Source organism: Marinicauda algicola (genome assembly GCF_017161425.1).
In the GTDB taxonomy this organism is placed as follows: Bacteria; Pseudomonadota; Alphaproteobacteria; order Caulobacterales; family Maricaulaceae; genus Marinicauda; species Marinicauda algicola.
Map to the genome: position 1 here is coordinate 1060352 of NZ_CP071057.1, position 17378 is coordinate 1077729.

The 17378-nt window shown below is 69.1% G+C and carries 16 protein-coding genes; 3 read left to right on the forward strand and 13 right to left on the reverse strand.

Annotated features, from left to right (window positions below):
• The first annotated feature begins 3 nt into the window (after positions 1–3).
• Positions 4–1578, forward strand: a complete 1575-nt coding sequence (locus JW792_RS05280) for a TRAP transporter large permease (RefSeq protein ID WP_135996706.1) — start codon at positions 4–6, stop codon at positions 1576–1578.
• An 85-nt stretch (positions 1579–1663) separates the two neighbouring features.
• Positions 1664–2872: an AI-2E family transporter gene (locus JW792_RS05285; RefSeq protein WP_135996704.1), complete on the forward strand. Its 1209-nt coding sequence runs from the start codon at positions 1664–1666 to the stop codon at positions 2870–2872.
• On the opposite strand, the gene JW792_RS05290 is transcribed toward JW792_RS05285, so the two are convergent.
• From JW792_RS05290 to JW792_RS05340, 11 genes are all read right to left on the reverse strand, one after another.
• Positions 2869–3867 carry a M48 family metallopeptidase gene (locus tag JW792_RS05290; RefSeq protein ID WP_135996702.1) on the reverse strand — a complete coding sequence of 333 codons (999 nt, stop codon included), beginning with the start codon at positions 3865–3867 and terminating at the stop codon, positions 2869–2871. The two genes, JW792_RS05285 and JW792_RS05290, sit on opposite strands and share 4 nt — an antisense overlap.
• Positions 3868–4023: 156 nt before the next feature.
• Entirely contained in the window at positions 4024–4587 is a 564-nt protein-coding gene (locus tag JW792_RS05295) for a LemA family protein (protein WP_135996700.1), read from the reverse strand.
• A 67-nt stretch (positions 4588–4654) separates the two neighbouring features.
• The gene (gene parC, locus JW792_RS05300; protein WP_135996698.1) at positions 4655–6904 is read right to left on the reverse strand and encodes a DNA topoisomerase IV subunit A; all 2250 of its coding nucleotides are present in this window, start codon (positions 6902–6904) and stop codon (positions 4655–4657) included.
• A gap of 98 nt (positions 6905–7002) precedes the next feature.
• Positions 7003–7614: a bifunctional phosphoribosyl-AMP cyclohydrolase/phosphoribosyl-ATP diphosphatase HisIE gene (gene hisIE, locus JW792_RS05305; protein ID WP_135996696.1), complete on the reverse strand. Its 612-nt coding sequence runs from the start codon at positions 7612–7614 to the stop codon at positions 7003–7005.
• The gene (hisF, locus tag JW792_RS05310; RefSeq protein ID WP_135996694.1) at positions 7611–8378 is read right to left on the reverse strand and encodes an imidazole glycerol phosphate synthase subunit HisF; all 768 of its coding nucleotides are present in this window, start codon (positions 8376–8378) and stop codon (positions 7611–7613) included. Before hisF ends, hisIE begins: the two co-directional genes overlap by 4 nt.
• Positions 8372–9094, reverse strand: a complete 723-nt coding sequence (locus JW792_RS05315) for a 1-(5-phosphoribosyl)-5-[(5-phosphoribosylamino)methylideneamino]imidazole-4-carboxamide isomerase (protein ID WP_135996692.1) — start codon at positions 9092–9094, stop codon at positions 8372–8374. Before JW792_RS05315 ends, hisF begins: the two co-directional genes overlap by 7 nt.
• A 2-nt stretch (positions 9095–9096) precedes the next feature.
• A complete protein-coding gene (gene hisH / locus JW792_RS05320) occupies positions 9097–9690 on the reverse strand; it encodes an imidazole glycerol phosphate synthase subunit HisH (RefSeq protein ID WP_135996689.1) in 594 nt (197 codons plus the stop codon).
• Positions 9691–10890, reverse strand: a complete 1200-nt coding sequence (gene hisB / locus JW792_RS16935) for an imidazoleglycerol-phosphate dehydratase HisB (RefSeq protein WP_241095066.1) — start codon at positions 10888–10890, stop codon at positions 9691–9693.
• Positions 10887–12191, reverse strand: coding sequence for a histidinol dehydrogenase (gene hisD / locus JW792_RS05330; RefSeq protein ID WP_135996687.1), 1305 nt, complete (start codon positions 12189–12191; stop codon positions 10887–10889). The genes hisB and hisD overlap by 4 nt, the downstream gene beginning before the upstream one ends.
• Before the next feature lie 2 nt (positions 12192–12193).
• Positions 12194–13081, reverse strand: coding sequence for an ATP phosphoribosyltransferase (gene hisG, locus JW792_RS05335; protein WP_135996685.1), 888 nt, complete (start codon positions 13079–13081; stop codon positions 12194–12196).
• Positions 13078–13410: a YerC/YecD family TrpR-related protein gene (locus JW792_RS05340; protein ID WP_135996683.1), complete on the reverse strand. Its 333-nt coding sequence runs from the start codon at positions 13408–13410 to the stop codon at positions 13078–13080. The genes hisG and JW792_RS05340 overlap by 4 nt, the downstream gene beginning before the upstream one ends.
• 142 nt (positions 13411–13552) lie before the next feature.
• Here JW792_RS05340 and JW792_RS05345 point away from each other — a divergent pair, with 142 nt between their 5' ends.
• Positions 13553–14455: an alpha/beta hydrolase family protein gene (locus JW792_RS05345; RefSeq protein WP_158291634.1), complete on the forward strand. Its 903-nt coding sequence runs from the start codon at positions 13553–13555 to the stop codon at positions 14453–14455.
• Between the two features lie 10 nt (positions 14456–14465).
• Here JW792_RS05345 and JW792_RS05350 read toward each other — a convergent pair whose 3' ends face one another.
• Positions 14466–15635, reverse strand: a complete 1170-nt coding sequence (locus JW792_RS05350; RefSeq protein ID WP_135996679.1) for an osmoprotectant NAGGN system M42 family peptidase — start codon at positions 15633–15635, stop codon at positions 14466–14468.
• Positions 15632–17362 (reverse strand): N-acetylglutaminylglutamine synthetase, encoded by a 1731-nt coding sequence (gene ngg / locus JW792_RS05355; protein WP_135997007.1) that lies wholly within the window; start codon positions 17360–17362, stop codon positions 15632–15634. Before ngg ends, JW792_RS05350 begins: the two co-directional genes overlap by 4 nt.
• Positions 17363–17378 lie beyond the last annotated feature (16 nt).

Genomic DNA, 17378 nt, shown 5'->3' on the forward strand with positions numbered 1-17378 from the left:
GCCATGGACCTGTTCTACGAACTCCTGCCCTTCGCGATGTTCGTGCTGGCCTTCGTCGCGCTGCTGCGCGGCTATCCGGTGGCGTTCACGCTCGCCGGCGTCGGCATCGTCTTCGCGCTGATCGGCGCGGCGCTCGAGATCTTCGATCCGATCCACCTGCGCGCCTTCCCGCAGCGCATCTACGGCAACATCATGGAGATGGACAAGGCGATCCTCGTCGCGGTCCCGCTCTTCGTCTTCATGGGCGTGATGCTGGAGAAATCGCGCGTCGCCGAGGAATTGCTCGAGGCGATGGGCGCGCTGTTCGGCTCGCTGCGCGGCGGGCTGGGGATTTCCGTAGTGGTCGTCGGCGCGCTGCTCGCGGCGTCGACGGGGATCGTCGGCGCGACCGTGGTGACGATGGGGCTCCTGTCCCTGCCGACCATGCTGCGCCGGGGCTATGACCCGGCGCTCGCATCGGGATCGATCGCGGCGGCGGGCACGCTGGGCCAGATCATCCCGCCCTCCATCGTGCTCGTCCTGCTCGGCGACCAGCTCTCGGGCGCGTATTCGGAGGCCCAGCGCGCGCAGGGGATCTTCTCGCCCGACATCGTCTCGGTCGGCGATCTCTTCGCCGGGGCGCTGATCCCCGGCATCGTGCTGGTGCTGGTCTATGTCGGCTACCAGCTCGTGATGGCGGCCATCAATCCGAAGGGCTCGCCGGCGATCCCGAAGGAGGAGCTGAAGCTCTCCTGGGGCGCGCTTCTGCGCGCGCTCGTGCCGCCGCTGATCCTGATCGTCGCGGTGCTGGGCTCGATCCTGTCCGGCCTCGCCACCCCGACCGAGGCGGCCGGCGTGGGCGCGCTCGGCGCCACCCTGCTCGCGGGCTATCGCAATGCGGGGGCCGAGACCAATCCCGGGCGCGGACGCTCCGTCATCGCCCTTTCCGCCCTCGCCCTCATCGCCCTCATCGGCTCGGTGCTGGTCGTCGATCTGCGCACCGCAGGTCCGGGCACGGCGATGACGCTCGCCTTCGCCCTCGTCGCGCTCGCCGTCGCCGGCACCGGCCTGGCGCTGTGGCGGCTGAATGCCACGGGCGTGCTCGACGAGGTGATGACCACCACGGCGCAGATCTCGGCCATGGTCTTCGTGATCCTCATCGGCGCCTCGCTGTTCTCCCTCGTCTTCCGCGAGCTCGGCGGCGACGCGGCGGTCGAACATGCGCTCGAAGCGGTCCCCGGCGGGGTGTTCGGCGCGCTCGCCGCGGTGATGATCGTGATGTTCCTGCTCGGATTCTTCCTGGACTTCATCGAGATCACCTTCGTGGTCGTGCCGATCGTCGCGCCGGTCCTGCTGATGATGGGCGTCGATCCGGTCTGGCTCGGCGTGCTGATGGCGCTGAACCTGCAGACGAGCTTCCTCACCCCGCCCTTCGGCTTCGCGCTGTTCTACCTGCGAGGCGTGGCCCCGCCGGAGGTGACGACCGGCGCGATCTATCGCGGCGCGATGCCCTTCGTGATCATCCAGCTCGTCGCCATCCTGCTGATCGTGCTGATGCCCTGGCTCGCGACCTGGCTGCCGAACCAGCTCTACGGGTGAGAGCGGAAGCCGGCGGAACCCGATTGGCCGTGCGGCGTAGACCCGGCATAACAGTGCGGCCCCAGAAGGAACCGCGGGAGAGACCATGAGCGAGGACGAGAAGCGCGCGGCCACGGAGGCCAAGACCGCGTCGGAGCGCCTGATGCTGCAGCGCGGCTTCATCGTGATCCTGGCGCTGCTCGTCTCGGCCGTCTTCCTGTGGATGATCCGCGACTTCCTCGCGGTGATGTTCCTGGCCGCCGTCGTCGCGCTGCTGCTGATGCCGGTCCAGCGCCGGCTCACCAACCTGTTCGGCGGACGGGCGCGGCCCGCGGCGGCGATCGTCATGATCCTGGCCGCGCTGGTCATCGTCCTGCCGCTGACGGCGGCCACCTTCGTGATCGCGCGCCAGGCGGTGGAAGTGTCCCAGATCGCGATCCCCTGGATCCAGGAGCACGTCAGCGCGATCCGCGAGGAAGGCATGGAGGGCCTGCCCGAGTGGCTGCCCTTCCGCGAGATGATCGCGCGCTACCAGACCGAGCTCACGAGCCAGCTCGGCGACCTCGCCTCGCGGGCGGGGACCTTCGTGGTCAATTCCCTGACCCGCGCCACGGGCGGCACGCTCGGCTTCCTGCTGGACGCGATCGTGCTGTTCTTCGCCCTCTATCTCTTCCTGATCTCCGGGCGGGCGATGGCGGCCAACACGGTCAACCTCCTGCCGATGCCGAGCGAAGACCGGCGCCTGCTGGTGCGCCGCGCCCTGTCGACCATCCGCGCGACGGTGAAGGGCACCTTCGTCATCGCCGTGGTGCAGGGCACGCTCGTCGGGATCGGGCTCGCCGTGACCGGGATACCCGGTGCCGCCTTCTGGGGCGCGGTGACCGCGGCGCTTTCGATCATCCCGCTCGTCGGCCCGCCGCTGGTGTGGGCCCCGGCGGCGGCCTTTCTCTGGTTCGACGGGCAGATCGGCGCGGCGATCGGGCTGGTGATCTACGGCGCGCTGTTCGTCGGCGTGCTCGACAACATCCTGCGCCCGATCCTCGTCGGCCAGGACACCAAGATGCCCGACCTGCTGATACTGATCTCCACCGTGGGCGGGCTCACCCTGTTCGGCGCGATCGGCATCATCATCGGCCCGGTCATCGCCGCGCTGTTCATCTCGGTCTGGTATATCTACGCCCAGTCCTACGCCCCGCTGCTGGTCGAGCGCGCCGACGCGATCACCATCGACGAGAGCCTCCAGGACGAGGAAGCGGTGGGCGGCACGATCGAGACGGATTCCGGTCAGGACGAGGACGGCGCAAGCGCTCGCTAGACCGCCGGCACCGAGCCGGACGGCGGCTCGGCCCGCCCGCCCCCATAGCGCACCAGCGCCTCGATGCGCGCCTCGATCGGGGGGTGGGTCGCCATGAGCCCGGCAAACCCGGTCTCGCGGTCGTAGAGGAACATCGCGCGCAGCTCCTTCGGGGCCTTCGCGATCTCCGGCGCGGCGGAAATCTTCTGCAGCGCCCGTATCATCGCGTCGGGATTCTTGGTCAGCTCCACCGCCCCGGCATCGGCCATGAACTCGCGCCGGCGCGACAGCGCGAAGCGGATCACGATGGCCAGGACATAGGCCAGCGCCACGATGGCGAGCCCTATGAGGATCAGAACGGCGGCATTGCCGCCCCTGCCCCGGCGCGCCCCGCCGACGCGCGAGAGAGAGCCGCGCAACAGACCGCGCGCGAGGATTTCGGCGACGACCGAGATGATGCCGACGAAGATCACCGAGATCACCAGGAGGCGCACGTCGTTGTGGCGGATATGGCTGAGCTCGTGGGCGAGCACGGCCTCGATCTCGTCGCGCTCGAGGCTCTCCAGCAGGCCGCGGGTGACGGTGACGGAGTACTGGCCTTCCCTCAGTCCGCTCGCATAGGCGTTGCGCGCCTTGGTCTCGATGATGCGCAGGTGCGGCATCGCCAGCCCGCGCGAGATGCAGAGATTTTCAAGAAGATTGTAGAGCTCCGGCTCCCCGGTGCGGCTCACCGCCCGCGCCCCGGTCATCGCGTCGATCATCGCCTGGTGGCCGAACCAGGCGATGACGAACCAGAGCCCCGCCCCGGCCAGCGCGAAGGGCAGGATCGCGGGCAGGGCGCGCGCGCTCCGCGAGAGCGCGTCCGCGATCGTGCCCGCTTCCAGCGCCACGGCGTTGAAGAGCACGCTTCCGGCAAAGGCGAGCAGCACCAGCAGGACCGGAAAGCCCGCCAGAAGCGCGAGCGATTTCAGGTTATTGTTCCAGATATGGGTGCGAAGGCCGGTGCTGGGCGTCATGGCCTGCAGGTTCCCGTTCTCGTCATCGCGGCCGGAGCGCGCAGCGCGCAGAGCCGGGATCCGGCATCCCCCGGGCCGCGGCTCCTGCGGCTGCCCCGCGAGATCCCGGCTCGGCCCATGGCTGGCCGGGATGGCGGGACGGAGCGAGGCCGCCCGCTAGAACTTCACGCTCGGCGCCGCCTCGACCCGGGCGCGCTCGCTGGCGGCGACCTCGAAGAAGTCCTCGCGCTTGAAGCCGAACGGGCCGGCCAGCAGGACGGCCGGGAATTGCTCGATCGCGGTGTTGTATTCGGCGACCGCGTTGTTGAAGAAGCGCCGCGCCGCCGCGATCTTGTTCTCCAGATCGGCGAGCTCGTTCTGCAGGGCAAGGAAGTTGGTGTTGGCCTTGAGGTCGGGATAGCTCTCGGCGAGGGCGAAGAGCTGGCGCAGGGCGCCGGAGAGCAGGTTCTCGGCCTGGGCCTGGTCCTTCAGCCCGGAGGCGTCGACCGCCTGCTGGCGGGCCTGCACGACCTTTTCCAGCGTCTCCTTCTCGTGCGTGGCATAGCCCTTCACGGTTTCCACCAGATTGGGCACGAGATCGTGGCGCTGCTTGAGCTGCACGTCGATATCGCCCCAGGCCTGGCGCGTGGTCTGCCGCAGCGCCACGAGCCGGTTGTAGACGAGCGCGACGACGACCGCCGCGATGATCAGGAGAATGAGAACGACCAGTCCCGCGTCCATTCCTGTCCCTTCCCTTCAAGACCGTGAGCCGGACCTTAGTCGCGTTCGGCGGCGCGTGTCACGCCTCTCACGGCCGGCGCGCATCGAAGCTCTTCGCCTTGCCGAAGCCCTTGGGCGCGATGCGCCCGGCCTGGGCGCGCTTGGCCTCGTAGAGCTGCCAGCCCTCCACCTCGTGGCGGCGCCCCGCGCCGTCGATGCGGGTGAGGCCCTCCTGGGATGAGAACACCGTGAGATCGGCGATCTCCCCGCCCTTGCCGCCGAACAGGCGCACGCCCTTGCCGCGCGTCATCTCCGGGATTTCCGCGAGCGGGAAGACGAGGAGCTTGTTGTTCTCGCCCAGCACCGCGACGCGGTCGCCGTCCGCCGGGATCGCCTTCATCGCCTCGGCGCCTGGCAGGAGGTTCAAGACCTGCTTGCCGCCGCGCTTGACGGCGGTGACCTCGCTCTCCTGCACCACGAAGCCGTGGCCGGAGGTGGAGGCGATGAGGAGCTTGCGCCCCGGATCGTGGCGGATCAGCGCGATGGGCGCGGCGTCCTCCTCCATGTCGATCATCAGGCGCAGCGGCTCGCCGAAGCCGCGCCCGCCGGGCAGCTTGCTGGCGTCGAGCGTGTAGAAGCGCCCGTCGGTCTCGAACAGGACGAGCTTGTCCGTGGTCTCGGCCTTGACCGCGAACAGCGTCTCGTCGCCCTCCTTGTGCTTGAGGCCCGAGAGATCGTCCTGGTGGCCCTTCAGCGCGCGGATCCAGCCCATCTTGGAGAGCACCACGGTGATCGGCTCGCGCGCGATCAGCGCCTCCTCGACCGCGCTCGCGATGTCGGCATCGGGGGCGTCGGCGAACGTGGTGCGGCGCTTTCCGAGTTCGGTGTTCGGACCGAAAGTCTTTTTCACTTCCGCGATTTCCGCGTCGACCTTCATCCATTGCTTCTCCTCGCTGTCGAGGAGTTCGAGGAGGTCCCCGCGCTCGGCTTCCAGCTTGTCCTGCTCTGTGCGGATCTCCATTTCCTCGAGCTTGCGCAAGCTGCGCAGGCGCATGTTGAGGATGGCCTCGGCCTGGCGGTCGGTCAGCCCGAACTCCGCCATCAGCTCGGGCTTGGGCTCGTCGGAATTGCGGATGATCTCGATCACCCGGTCGAGATTGAGATAGGCGACGACATAGCCGCCGAGGACCTCCAGCCGGTCCTCCACCTTGGAAAGGCGCGTGCGCGAGCGGCGCACCACGACCTCGCGGCGGTGGTCGAGCCAGATCTGCAGCACCTCGCGCAGGCCCATCACGCGCGGCGCGCCGCGCGGGTCGAGCACGTTCATGTTGAGCGCGAAGCGCACCTCCAGATCGGTGACCTTGAACAGGGACTCCATGAGGAGCTGGGGGTCGACCGTGCGGCTCTTCGGTTCGATGACGAGGCGGATGTCCTCGGCGGACTCGTCCATGATGTCGGCGACGAGCGGGAGCTTCCTGGCCTCCATCAGCGCGGCGATGCGCTCGACCAGGCGCGATTTCTGGATCAGGTAGGGAATCTCGGTGACGACGATCTGCCAGGTGCCGCGCCCGAGATCCTCCGTCGTCCAGCGCGCGCGCAGGCGGAAGCCGCCGCGGCCGGTCTCGTAGGCCTCGGCCATCGCCGCCTTGTCTTCCACGCACACCCCGCCGGTCGGGAAGTCCGGCCCCTGGATGTAATTCAGCAGGGTCTCGGTGCGCGCGTTGGGGGCCTTGATCAGATGGCGCGCCGCGTCGCACAGCTCGGCCGCGTTGTGCGGCGGGATGTTGGTCGCCATGCCGACCGCGATGCCCGACGAGCCGTTGGCGAGCAGGTTCGGGAAGGCGCCGGGCAGGACCAGGGGCTCCTCGTCCTCGCCGTCATAGGTCGCGCGGAAATCGACCGTGCCGTTCTCGATGTCCTGCAGGAGCAGCTTGGCGGTCTCGGTCAGGCGCGCCTCGGTGTAGCGGTAGGCCGCCGCGTTGTCGCCGTCGATATTGCCGAAATTGCCCTGCCCGTCGACGAGCGGGTAGCGCTGGGCGAAGTCCTGGGCCAGGCGCACGAGCGCGTCGTAGACCGACTGGTCGCCATGGGGGTGGTACTTACCGATGACGTCGCCGACGATGCGCGCGCATTTCTTGAAGCCGGCATCGGGGTCGAGCTTCAGGAGCCGCATGGCGTGCATCAGGCGGCGGTGGACGGGCTTGAGCCCGTCGCGCGCATCGGGCAGCGCCCGCTGGGTGATGGTGGACAGCGCATAGGCGAGATAGCGCGAGCTCAGCGCCTGCTCGAAGCTCTCGTCGAAGATGCGTCCGCCCTCGGCGGTGAACTGCTCGCCCATACCCGGCCCTCTGATTCGGCTTCGGGTTCAGTATAGGAAGGCTTTCCCGCCATGGCTCGCGCGGGGTTCAGGGAAAGGTGCAGTAGGGGCTTGGCCGCCTACCCCCGATGGCGTCCCTCCAGGACCTGCACCACGTCGGCCAGCGACAGCCCCCTCGCCTTGAGCAGGACGAGGAGGTGGAAGATGAGGTCCGCCGCCTCGCCGGTGAGGGCGGCGTCGTCCTCGCCCACGGCGGCGAGCGCGGTTTCCACGCCCTCCTCGCCGACCTTCTGGGCGATCTTCAAGAGGCCCTTCGCCATCAGGCGGGCGGTATAGCTCTCCTCAGGACTCGCCGAGGCGCGCGCGGCGATGATGCGTTCCAGCTCGCCGAGGAAGGCGATGTCCGGGCCCGGCGCCTCGCCGAAGCAGGACTTCGTGCCGGTGTGGCAGGTCGGCCCGTTGGGCAGGGCGCGCACCAGCAGGGCGTCGCGGTCGCAGTCGGGAGCAAGCGAGACGAGGTCGAGCGTGTGGCCGCTGGTCTCGCCCTTGGTCCAGAGCCGGTCCTTAGAGCGGGAGAAGAAGGTGACCTTGCCGGTGGCCTGCGTCTTCTCGAGCGCGGCGGCGTTCATGTAGCCGAGCATGAGCACCTCGCCGGTGACGGCATGCTGGACGATGGCCGGGAGGAGCCCGCCCTGCTTGTCGAAGTCGAGGCTTTCGCAATCGAGGCTCACAGCCGGACCTCCACGCCCTGCTTGTCCAGATACGCCTTGAGATCGGGAATGGCGATGATCTGCTTGTGGAAGACGCTCGCGGCAAGCGCGCCGTCGACATCGCAGCGCTCGAACAGGGCGGCGAAGTGCTCCTTCGCGCCGGCCCCGCCGGACGCGATCAGGGGCACGGAGCAGACCGCGTGCGCGGCGGCGAGCTGGTCGAGATCATAGCCCTCGCGCACCCCGTCCTGGTCCATGCAGTTCAGCACCACCTCGCCCGCGCCGCGGTCGACGACCTCGGCGATCCAGTCCAGCGTGCGCCGGTGGCTCACCTCGGTCCTGTCGGGATCGCCGGTGTTCTGGTGGATGCGCCACTGCCCGTCGATGACGCGGGAATCGATGCCGCAGACCACGCATTGCGATCCGAACTCGCGCGCGAGCGCGTCGACGAGATCGGGGTTCTTCAGCGCGGGGGTGTTCACCGAGATCTTGTCGGCCCCGGCGAACAGGCGCGCGCGGGCGTCCTCGACGCTCCTGATGCCGCCGGCGACCGCGAAGGGAATGTCGATGGCGCGCGCCACGCGGCTCACCCATTCGGGCTCCACCGAGCGCTCCTGCGGGCTGGCCGCGATGTCGTAGAAGACGAGCTCGTCCGCGCCTTCCTCGGAGTAGCGCGTCGCCAGCTCGACGATATCGCCCATGTCGGCGTGGTCGCGGAAGCGCACGCCCTTGACGACCCGGCCGTCCTTGACGTCGAGGCAGGGGATGATGCGCCGGGCTAGCATGACAGCGCCTCTTGAAGCGTGAAGCGGCCTTCGAACAGTGCCTTGCCGATCACCGCGCCGGCCGCGCCGGCGGCCTTCAACCGCTTCAGGTCGTCCAGGCTCGACACCCCGCCGGAGGCCTGCCAGCGCAGGTCGGGACGCGCGGTGGCGAGGTCGCGGTAGAGATCGGTGTTGGGCCCTTCCAGCATGCCGTCGCGTCCGACATCGGTGACGAGGGCGTGGGTCAGCTCGGCCCGGCGATAGGCCTCGAGCACGGAGCCGAGCGGGGTCGGCGTCGTTTCCGTCCACCCCTTCACCGCCGGATAGGGCGTGCCGTCGACGATGCGCACGTCGAAGGCCGCGGTGATGCGGTCCGCGCCGAAATGGTTGAGCCAGCCGATGACGGTCTGCGGGCTCGTCACCGCGACGCTGCCCACCACGGCGCGCTCGGCCCCGGCATCGAGGATCTGCGCGACATCGGCCTCGCTGCGCACCCCGCCCCCGGTCTGCACCCTGATGCCGGTCCGGGCGATCTTCTCCACGAGCGCGCCCTGGCGGCGCGCCCCGTCGCGGGCACCGGACAGGTCGACCATGTGCAGCCAGTCCGCCCCGGCGTCGAGATAGCCCTGCGCCACGGCGACCGGATCGCCGCCATAATCGGTCACCGCGTTGAAATCGCCCTTCTCCAGGCGCACGACGCGCCCGTCCAGAACATCGATCGCCGGATAAAGAATCATCTCTAACTCGCTATGAAATTTGAAAGAATGCGCGCGCCGACCTCGGCCGATCGCTCCGGGTGGAACTGGCAGCCCGCGACATTTCCGGAGCGCGCGATCGCGGTGATGTCCGCTCCGTAACGGCATCGGGCCCGCGTGTGTTCGCCCGCGGGCACGTAGAATCCGTGCACGAAATAGACCCGCTCGCCCTCCTCGATCCCGGCAAGCAGCGCCTCGTCGGCGGCGAGATGCGTCAGCGCGTTCCAGCCCATGTGCGGCCAGGGTCCGTCCGAACCCGGATCGAGCTTCTCCACCCGTCCGGGGATGAGGCCCAGGAGATCCACATCGCCCTCGGCCGAGTGCTCGAACAGGAGCTGCATGCCGAGGCACAGGCCGAGCACCGGGCGGTCCTCCCGGCGCAGCATCTCGCTCCACCCGCGCGCATCCAGGCGCGCCATCGCGGGTCCGGCCGCGCCGACGCCGGGCAGGATCAGGCGATCCGCCTGTGCTGCTTCGCCCGGATCGCGGGCGAGCACGTAGGGCGCGTCCAGGCGCTCCAGCGCGAAGCGCACCGAGGCGATATTGGCCGTGGAGGTATCGATGATGGCGGTGGTCATCTACAGCACCCCCTTGGTCGAGGGCAGGGCCTCGTCCTCCACGCGCACGGCCTGGCGCAGCGCGCGGCCGAAGGCCTTGAAGCAGGACTCGATCATGTGGTGGGCGTTCTCGCCGTCGACCTCGACATGGATCGAGGCCTTCAGGGTCTCGGAGATCGAGCGGAAGGCGTGCGGGCACATCTCGACGGGAAAATCGCCGACGCGCTCGCCGGGAATCTCGCCGTCGAAGCGGAAATAGGGCCGGCCGGAGAGGTCGATCCACACGCTCGCACGCGTCTCGTCCATCGGCAGGGCGAAGCCGAAGCGGCCGATGCCGCGCTTGTCGCCGAGCGCGGTGCGCAGCGCGTCGCCGAGCGCGAGACACACGTCCTCGATCGTGTGGTGGGCGTCCACCTCGACATCGCCCTCGCAGCTCACCGTGAGGGAGATGCCCGCGTGACGGGCGATCTGCTCGAGCATGTGGTCGAAGAAATGAACTCCGGTGGAGACCTTCGCCCCCTCCCCGTCGAGATCGACCGCGAGCGCGATATCGGTCTCCTTGGTCGTGCGCCGGACGGAGGCCGTGCGCGCCGAGAGCGAGACGCCGAGATGGGCGGCGAGCGCGCGGGCTGTCGCGGCGTCTGGGATATGGGCGATGAAGGCGCCGTCGCGCGGTTCGAGCCTCAGTCCCAGGCCGTGGAGCACCGCGTCGTCGCGCGCCGCGACCCGCAGGCCGGCCTCGTTCACCGCGGCGGTTTCGACCCCGTCCTGACCAGCGAGCATCGCCGCAACCTGTTCGAGGACACGGTCGCGCTCCTCGCGATCGGCCCGCGCCTTGACGCGGGCGCCCGGCGCGAGCGCCTGCAGGCCGGCATCGACCAGCGCGAGCGGCACGCCGGGAAGGCGCGCGCGCAGCGCTTCGGCCTCGGCCGCGTCGGCGCAGAGCACCGCGCCGAGCGGGGCGGCGTCCGGACCGAGCCGGTAGAGCACGCATCCCCCGGTCGAGGGTTCATCCAGTGCGAGCACGCCGGCGCCGGAGAAGTCCTCGTCCAGATCGAGCCCGGCCTCGCCGAGCGCGCGGCGCGCGGCCTGCGGGCTCGTGGCCAGCACGATGCGCTCGGGCGTGACGGCCAGAAGCGCGGCCAAGCGTGCGGCGAGATCGGCCGCTGCCCGGCCCGCGGTGGCCTCGGGCGAAAGGGAGAGATCGAGAAACCCGCTCATCGTCCGGCCTCCGCCCTGTCGCGGCGCAGCTTCATCGCGATGCGGTGCGCATCGAGGCCTTCCAGCGCGGCGAGGCGTTCCACCGTCGGGGCGATGGCGCGCGCGGCCTCGCGGGAAAGCTCGAGCACGGTGGTGGTCTTCTGGAACATCTCCACCGTCACGCCGCCATAGGCGCGCGCGGCGCCGGCGGTCGGCAGGGAGTGGTTCGGCCCGGCGGCATAGTCGCCGGCCGCCTCCGGCGTCCACGGACCCAGGAAGACCGAACCGGCATGGCGCACGCGGTCCGCGAGGGCCCGCGGGTTCGCGGTCTGCACGATGAGGTGCTCGGCGGCATAGGCGTTGGCGGCCTCGACCGCCGCGTCTTCGTCCTGGACGAGCAGGGCGCGGCTGTTCGCGAGCGCGGCCCGGGCGATCCCGGCGCGGGGCAGGCCGGCGAGCTGGGCTTCCAGCTCGATCTCGACCCGGTCGACGAAGTCGTTCGAGAAGGCGACGAGGACGACCTGGGTCAGCGCATCGTGCTCGGCCTGGCTGAGGAGGTCGGAGGCGACGAGTTCGGCATCGGCCGTCGCGTCGGCGACGACCATCACCTCGGAGGGGCCCGCCGGCAGGTCGGCGGCCGCCCCGCCCGCGCTCTGGGCGAGAATGGCCTTGGCCGCGGCGACATAGGCATTGCCCGGCCCGAAGATGCGGTCGGCCCTGGGAAGGCCCGCCACGCCGTAGCCCAGCGCCGCGACCCCGTGCGCGCCGCCTATGGCATAGACCTCGTCGAGCCCCAGCAGCTTCGCGGCACCCAGCAGGGTCGGCTCGACGCCCTGCCCCTTCCTCGGCGGTGCGATGACCGCGATGCGCTGCACGCCGGCAAGCCGGGCGGGCACGGCGAGCATGACGAGGGTCGAGACCAGCGGCGCGGTGCCGGCGGGCACGTAGAGCCCGGCGACGTCGATCGGGGTGACGCGGCGCTCGGCCCGCCCGCCCGGCCAGGTCTCCACCTCGTAGGACCGGTAGCCCTGCTCGGCGTGAAAGCGGCGCACGGCGCCGGCGGCGGCAAGGATCGCCTCGCGATCCCCCTCGGCGAGCGCGGCTTCGGCGGCGTCGAGTTCGGCCTGAGCGACACGGAAGCTGTCCGGCGCCCACCGGTCGAGCCTCTCGGCCCAGCGGCGCACGGCGGCGTCGCCTTCGACGCGGATTTCCTCGACGATGCGGCGCGCGGCCTCGAAGGCTTCCCCGCTCTCGCTCGGACGCGAGAGCGCGCGCTTGCGTGTGGCCGCGTCGGCGCTTTTCCAGTCGATGCGTTCGAGCATGATCAGGCCATCATCTTTTCGATCGGCATGACGAGGATGGAGCGCGCGCCCGCCGCCTTGAGGCGCTCCAGGGTCGACCAGAACACCGCCTCGGTGCACACGGCATGGACGGCGACGACATCCTCGCGCCCGACGATCTGGGCGACGGTCGGGGCGTCGGAACCGGGCAGGATGGCGCGGATCTCGTCGAGCCGGTCCTTCGGGGCGTTCAGGAGGATGTATTTCGTCTGGCGCGAGGCGATGACGCCCTGGAAGCGGTCGATGAGCAGTTCGGCCGTCTCGGCCGCGCCGTTGACCGCCGCCTTCGGCCCGCGGATCAGCACGGCCTCGCTTTCCAGGACGGTTTCGAAGGCGACCAGACCGTTGGCCTCCAGCGTGGCACCGGTGGAGACGAGATCGCAGATCGCGTCGGCGATGTTCATGCGCGGCGCGACCTCGACCGAGCCGCCCATCTCGATGATCTCCGCGTCCACGCCGCGCTCCTGGAGGAATTTGCGGGTGAGGCCGGGATAGCTCGTCGCGATGGTCTTGCCGGCAAGGTCCTCTACGCGGGCGATCGGGCCGTCCTTCGGCGCCGCGAGCTTCAGCTTGCAGCGCGCGAAGCCGAGCTTCAGCGCGACCTCGAGCCCGGCCACGCGCTGGGAGCGCTCGGCAAGCTCGTAGAGCACGTTCTCCCCGACGATGCCGTAATCGCAGGCGCCGGAGGCCACGAAGTTCGGTATGTCGTCGTCGCGGATGAACATGATGTCGAGCGGCATGTTCTCCGAGCGGCGCAGGAGCGCGTCGCGGGCATAGGCGAGTTTCACGCCGGCGCGCTTGAGCAGTTCCTCGCTGCCCTCGAACAGGCGGCCCTTCTTCTGGACGGCGAGCGTCAGACGGTCGGCGCTCATCGGCCGGTCTCCTTGATGCGGTCGAGGACCAGGCGGTAGCCCTGGTGGGGTTCGTGGGCGAGGAAGCGGGCAACGCGCGTCACCGTGGTGGTGCTCACCCCGGTCTCGGCGCTGATCTCGCGGTAGGACCTGCCGCCCTCGTCGAGCATCAGGGCGACCTGCCAGCGCTCGGCGAGCGCGGACAGTTCGCCCGGCGTCGTCAGGTCCATCAGGAAGCGGCGCATCTCGTCGCGCGTCTTCAGCGCGAGCAGCGCCTCGCACAGCGCCGCGACATCGTCCGCGTTCGAGGCCCCGGTTCCGGGCGCGCTCCTGTCCAGTCCGGCCGCCATGGGCTGCCTCCTCTCGTGTTCGAGAGGGCGATATAGCGTGTTAGCGTGCTAATACAAGAGCGAACTTCACATCGAGTGCATGCATCCGTTCGCGATGCGCGCCGCATCCTTTCAGTCGACCCCCGGCAATGGGATGCTAGAGATGATATCGTTTCTCGCGCCGATCAACGCAGCCTGTGCCGGCCTTCTCGCTCTCCTGCAGAGCAGCGCTCAGCCCGTCGCCCTGCCCCCTTTCGAACAGATAGAGAACCTTCACCTGTATGCCGGCAGAGCCGCCTACGAGGCCGCGCGCGCCGACAGCCGGTATCGCATGGAGAAGATCGCCTACGACAGCGACGGGCTGGAGGTCTTCGCCTACGTATACGGCCCTTCGGCTCCTGCGCACGAGGCAAGACCGGTCGTGGTGTTCAACCGGGGCAGCTGGGTGCGCGAAAGCTTCGCCGGAGAGCTTCTCGTGCAGGCTCATCGCCTCGCCGAGCAGGGCTTCCTGGTGGTTGCCCCGATGTACCGGGGCAGCGGGGGCGCGCCGGGCAGCGATGAAATGGGCGGCAGCGATCTCGCCGATCTCTTCAATCTCCTGCCCGTCATCGCGGAGCTTCGCGCGGCCGACAGCTCGCGCATCTATCTCTACGGAGAATCCCGCGGCGCGATGATGGTCTATCAGGCCATCCGCGACGACTTCCCCGCGCTTGCAGCCGCGGTCTACGGGGGCTTCACCGATCTCGATGCACTGGCCGGCGATCCGCAATGGGCGCCGGTGATGCCGGTGATCTGGCCCGATTTCGAGGAGAACCGGGCGGCGATCACATACCGGCGCTCGGCCGTGGCGTGGCCGGAAGAGATCGATATCCCCATCCTCATCATGCATGGCGGACAGGACGAAGCGGTTCCCGCGGCGCACGCGGTGCGCCTTGCCGCGGCGCTGGAGCGTCACGGCCGCCCGCACGAGCTGATCATCATGCCACAGGAAGGGCATGTCCTGACCGGGCGAGCCGAGGAACGCGACGCGCTGGCCGCAGCCTGGTTCACCGCCCACCAGCCCTAGAGCGTCACCCCTACTCCTTCTTCGGGCGGTCCGGGGACTCGTCCTTGCCTTCCCACTTCTCGTCCTTGTGGCGCTCCATGGGCTGCTCGGTGAAGCCCTCGATATCGCCGAGATCCTCCTTGTCGCGCGGGATTTCCACCTCGGAGGTGGAATAGGCGCAGATCAGGCGGGCGACCGAGTGGAGGGAGTGGATGTGGGTGCGCTCCCAGCCGTGGGAGGAGTCGATGCCGAAGGTGACGAGCGCCGTGCGCACATCCTCGCCGGATTCGATCGCGGAGGCGGAGTCCGAGCGGTAATAGCGGAACAGGTCGCGCTGGAACTCGATGTCGTTCTCCTTGCACAGCCGGATCAGCTTCTGGGTGAGGTGATAGTCGAACGGGCTGACCCGGTCGCCCATCGCGATGGTCACCCCGAACTCGCGGCTTTCCTGGCCGGGGGCGACGGTGCCGTTGTCGATCGCGATCATCGAGGCGATGTCCTGGGTCAGCACCCCGGTGGCCCCGTGGCCGACCTCCTCGGTGATGGAGAAGAGGAAATACACGTCGACCGGCAGGCGCGCGCCGCTTTCCTTCAGCGACTTCATCGCCGCGAACATGGCCGCCACGCCCCCCTTGTCGTCGAGATGGCGGGTGACGAGATAGCCGCTGTCGAGGAATTCGGGCTGCGGGTCGATGGCGACGAAATCGCCGGTATTGAAGCCGGCCGCCTCGAGATCGGCCTTGTCCTCGACGCGGATATCGACGCGGACCTCGAGATTCTGCCAGCTCGCCTCCTGGGTATCCACCTCGTCGCCGAAGGTGTGACCGGAGGCCTTCAACGGCAGGATGGTCCCGCGAAACGCCCCCTCGTCGATGGTGAAGATGGTGCAGCGCGCGCCCTCGGCGAAGCGGGGCGACCAGGTGCCGATCGGGGCCACGCTCATCCGCCCGTTCTCCTTCAGGCGTTTGATCTGCGCGCCGATAGTGTCGATATGGCCGATGATCGAGCGGGCGGGCTGGGAATTCTCGCCCTCGATCTTGGCCCGGATCGCGCCGCGCCGGGTGATGTCGTAGGAAATGCCGAGCTCGGACAGCTCGTCGCAGCACATCCGGGTGATCTCGTCGGTATAGCCCGTCGGGCTCGGCCGGTTCACCAGGCGTTCGAGCAGGTCCTTGATGTAGGTGTCGTCGATGCGGCTCAAGATCGGCCCTCCCTGGCGTCGCCCTTGATCGAAAGCGGAAACAGCAGGTCTATGAAACGCTCCGCGGTGGGCTGAGGTTCATGATTGGCCAGCCCCGGGCGCTCGTTGGCCTCGATGAAGACGTGGCGCTCCCGGTCCGGCGCGTCGATCATGAAGTCGACGCCCACGACCGGGATGTCGATCGCGCGCGCCGCCTTGATCGCGCTCTCCGCGATGGCCTCGTGAAGATCGTCGGTGACGTCGACGAGCTGGCCGCCGGTGTGCAGGTTGGCGGTCTTCCTCACCCTGAGGCGCTCGCCCTCGTCCAGCACGTCGTCCATCTCGTGGCCGCCCGCGCGCACGATGCGCTCGGTCTCCTCGTCGAGGGGGATTCTCGACTCCCCCTGCGTCGCCGCCTCGCGCCGGCGCGACAGGCGCTGGATCAGGTCCTTCACAGTCTTCTTGCCGTCGCCGACGATCTCGGGCGGCTTCCTCATCGCGGCGGCGACCACCTGGTCGTTGATGACGATGACGCGCAGATCCTCGCCGGGACTGAACTCCTCCGCGATCACTTCCGGGCTGACCGAGCGGGCGCTCTTTATGGCGGCCTTGAAGTCCTCGAGATTGTCGATGCCCACGACCACGCCGCGGCCCTGCTCGCCGCGCACCGGCTTGACGACGACCTCGCCGCACGCCTCGAGGAAGTCCTTCAGCGCCTCCTCGTCCTCCTCGTCGGCCTTGATCTGCTTCGGGACGGGAACGCCGACCCGCTCCATCAGGCGGCGCGTCGCCGACTTGTCGTCGCACAGGCTCATGGCGATGGCCGTGGTGAGGTCGGAGAGCGATTCCCGGCACACCACCGAGCGCCCGCCATAGCTGAGGCGGAAATACCCGCCCTCGGCGTCGAGCACCTCGACGCCGATGCCGCGCCGGCGCGCCTCGTCGACGATGATGCGCGCGTAGATGTTCAGCTCCTCCTCCGGCGGGGAGCCGATGAAGAGCTTCTCGTTGATGACGTTCTTGCGCTTCAGGGTGAAGAAGGGCACCCGCCTGAAGCCGAGCTTCTCGTAGAGCGCGATGGCGCCCTCGTTGTCGTGCAGCACGGAGAGGTCCATGTAGGCGCAGCCGCGCGCCTGGAAGAGCTCCGACAGCCGGCGCACCAGCGCCTCGCCGACGCCGGGATGCTGGGTCGTCGGCTCCACGGCGAGGCACCACAGCGAGGAGCCCTTTTCCGGATCGGCGAAGGCGCGCTCGTGATCGACGCCGGTCACCGTGCCGATGATCTCCCCGCTCTCGTTGTCCTCGGCGACGAGATAGTTGAGCGTGCGGCTGTCGCGCTGGCGCCAGAAGAAGTCGGGCTCCACCGGGACCATGTGGTTGGTCTCGTAGATGCGGTTGACCGCGGTGGCGTCGGCTTCCGACGCCAGGCGCCGGATGAAATAGCCGCGCGGGCGCGATTTCGAGCTGCGATAGGTCGCCAGATCGAGCCGGAAGGTATGGGAGGGGTCGAGGAAGACCTCCTGGGGCGCGGCGGCGAGCACGACGTGGGGATCGCGGATGTAGAAGGCGATGTCGCGGCGCTGGGGCTGCTCCTCGCGCAGGCAGTCCACCAGGGCCTGGGGATCGGTGAAGGTCTGCCCGAAGATCAGGCGCCCCCAGCCGCAATCGAGCACGGCATTGGTGTCCACGCGCTCGGCATAGCGCTTCTCGCCCTTGGTGACCGGGTCCTTCATCGCCTGGTCGCGCATGCGCTTCAGGCGATGC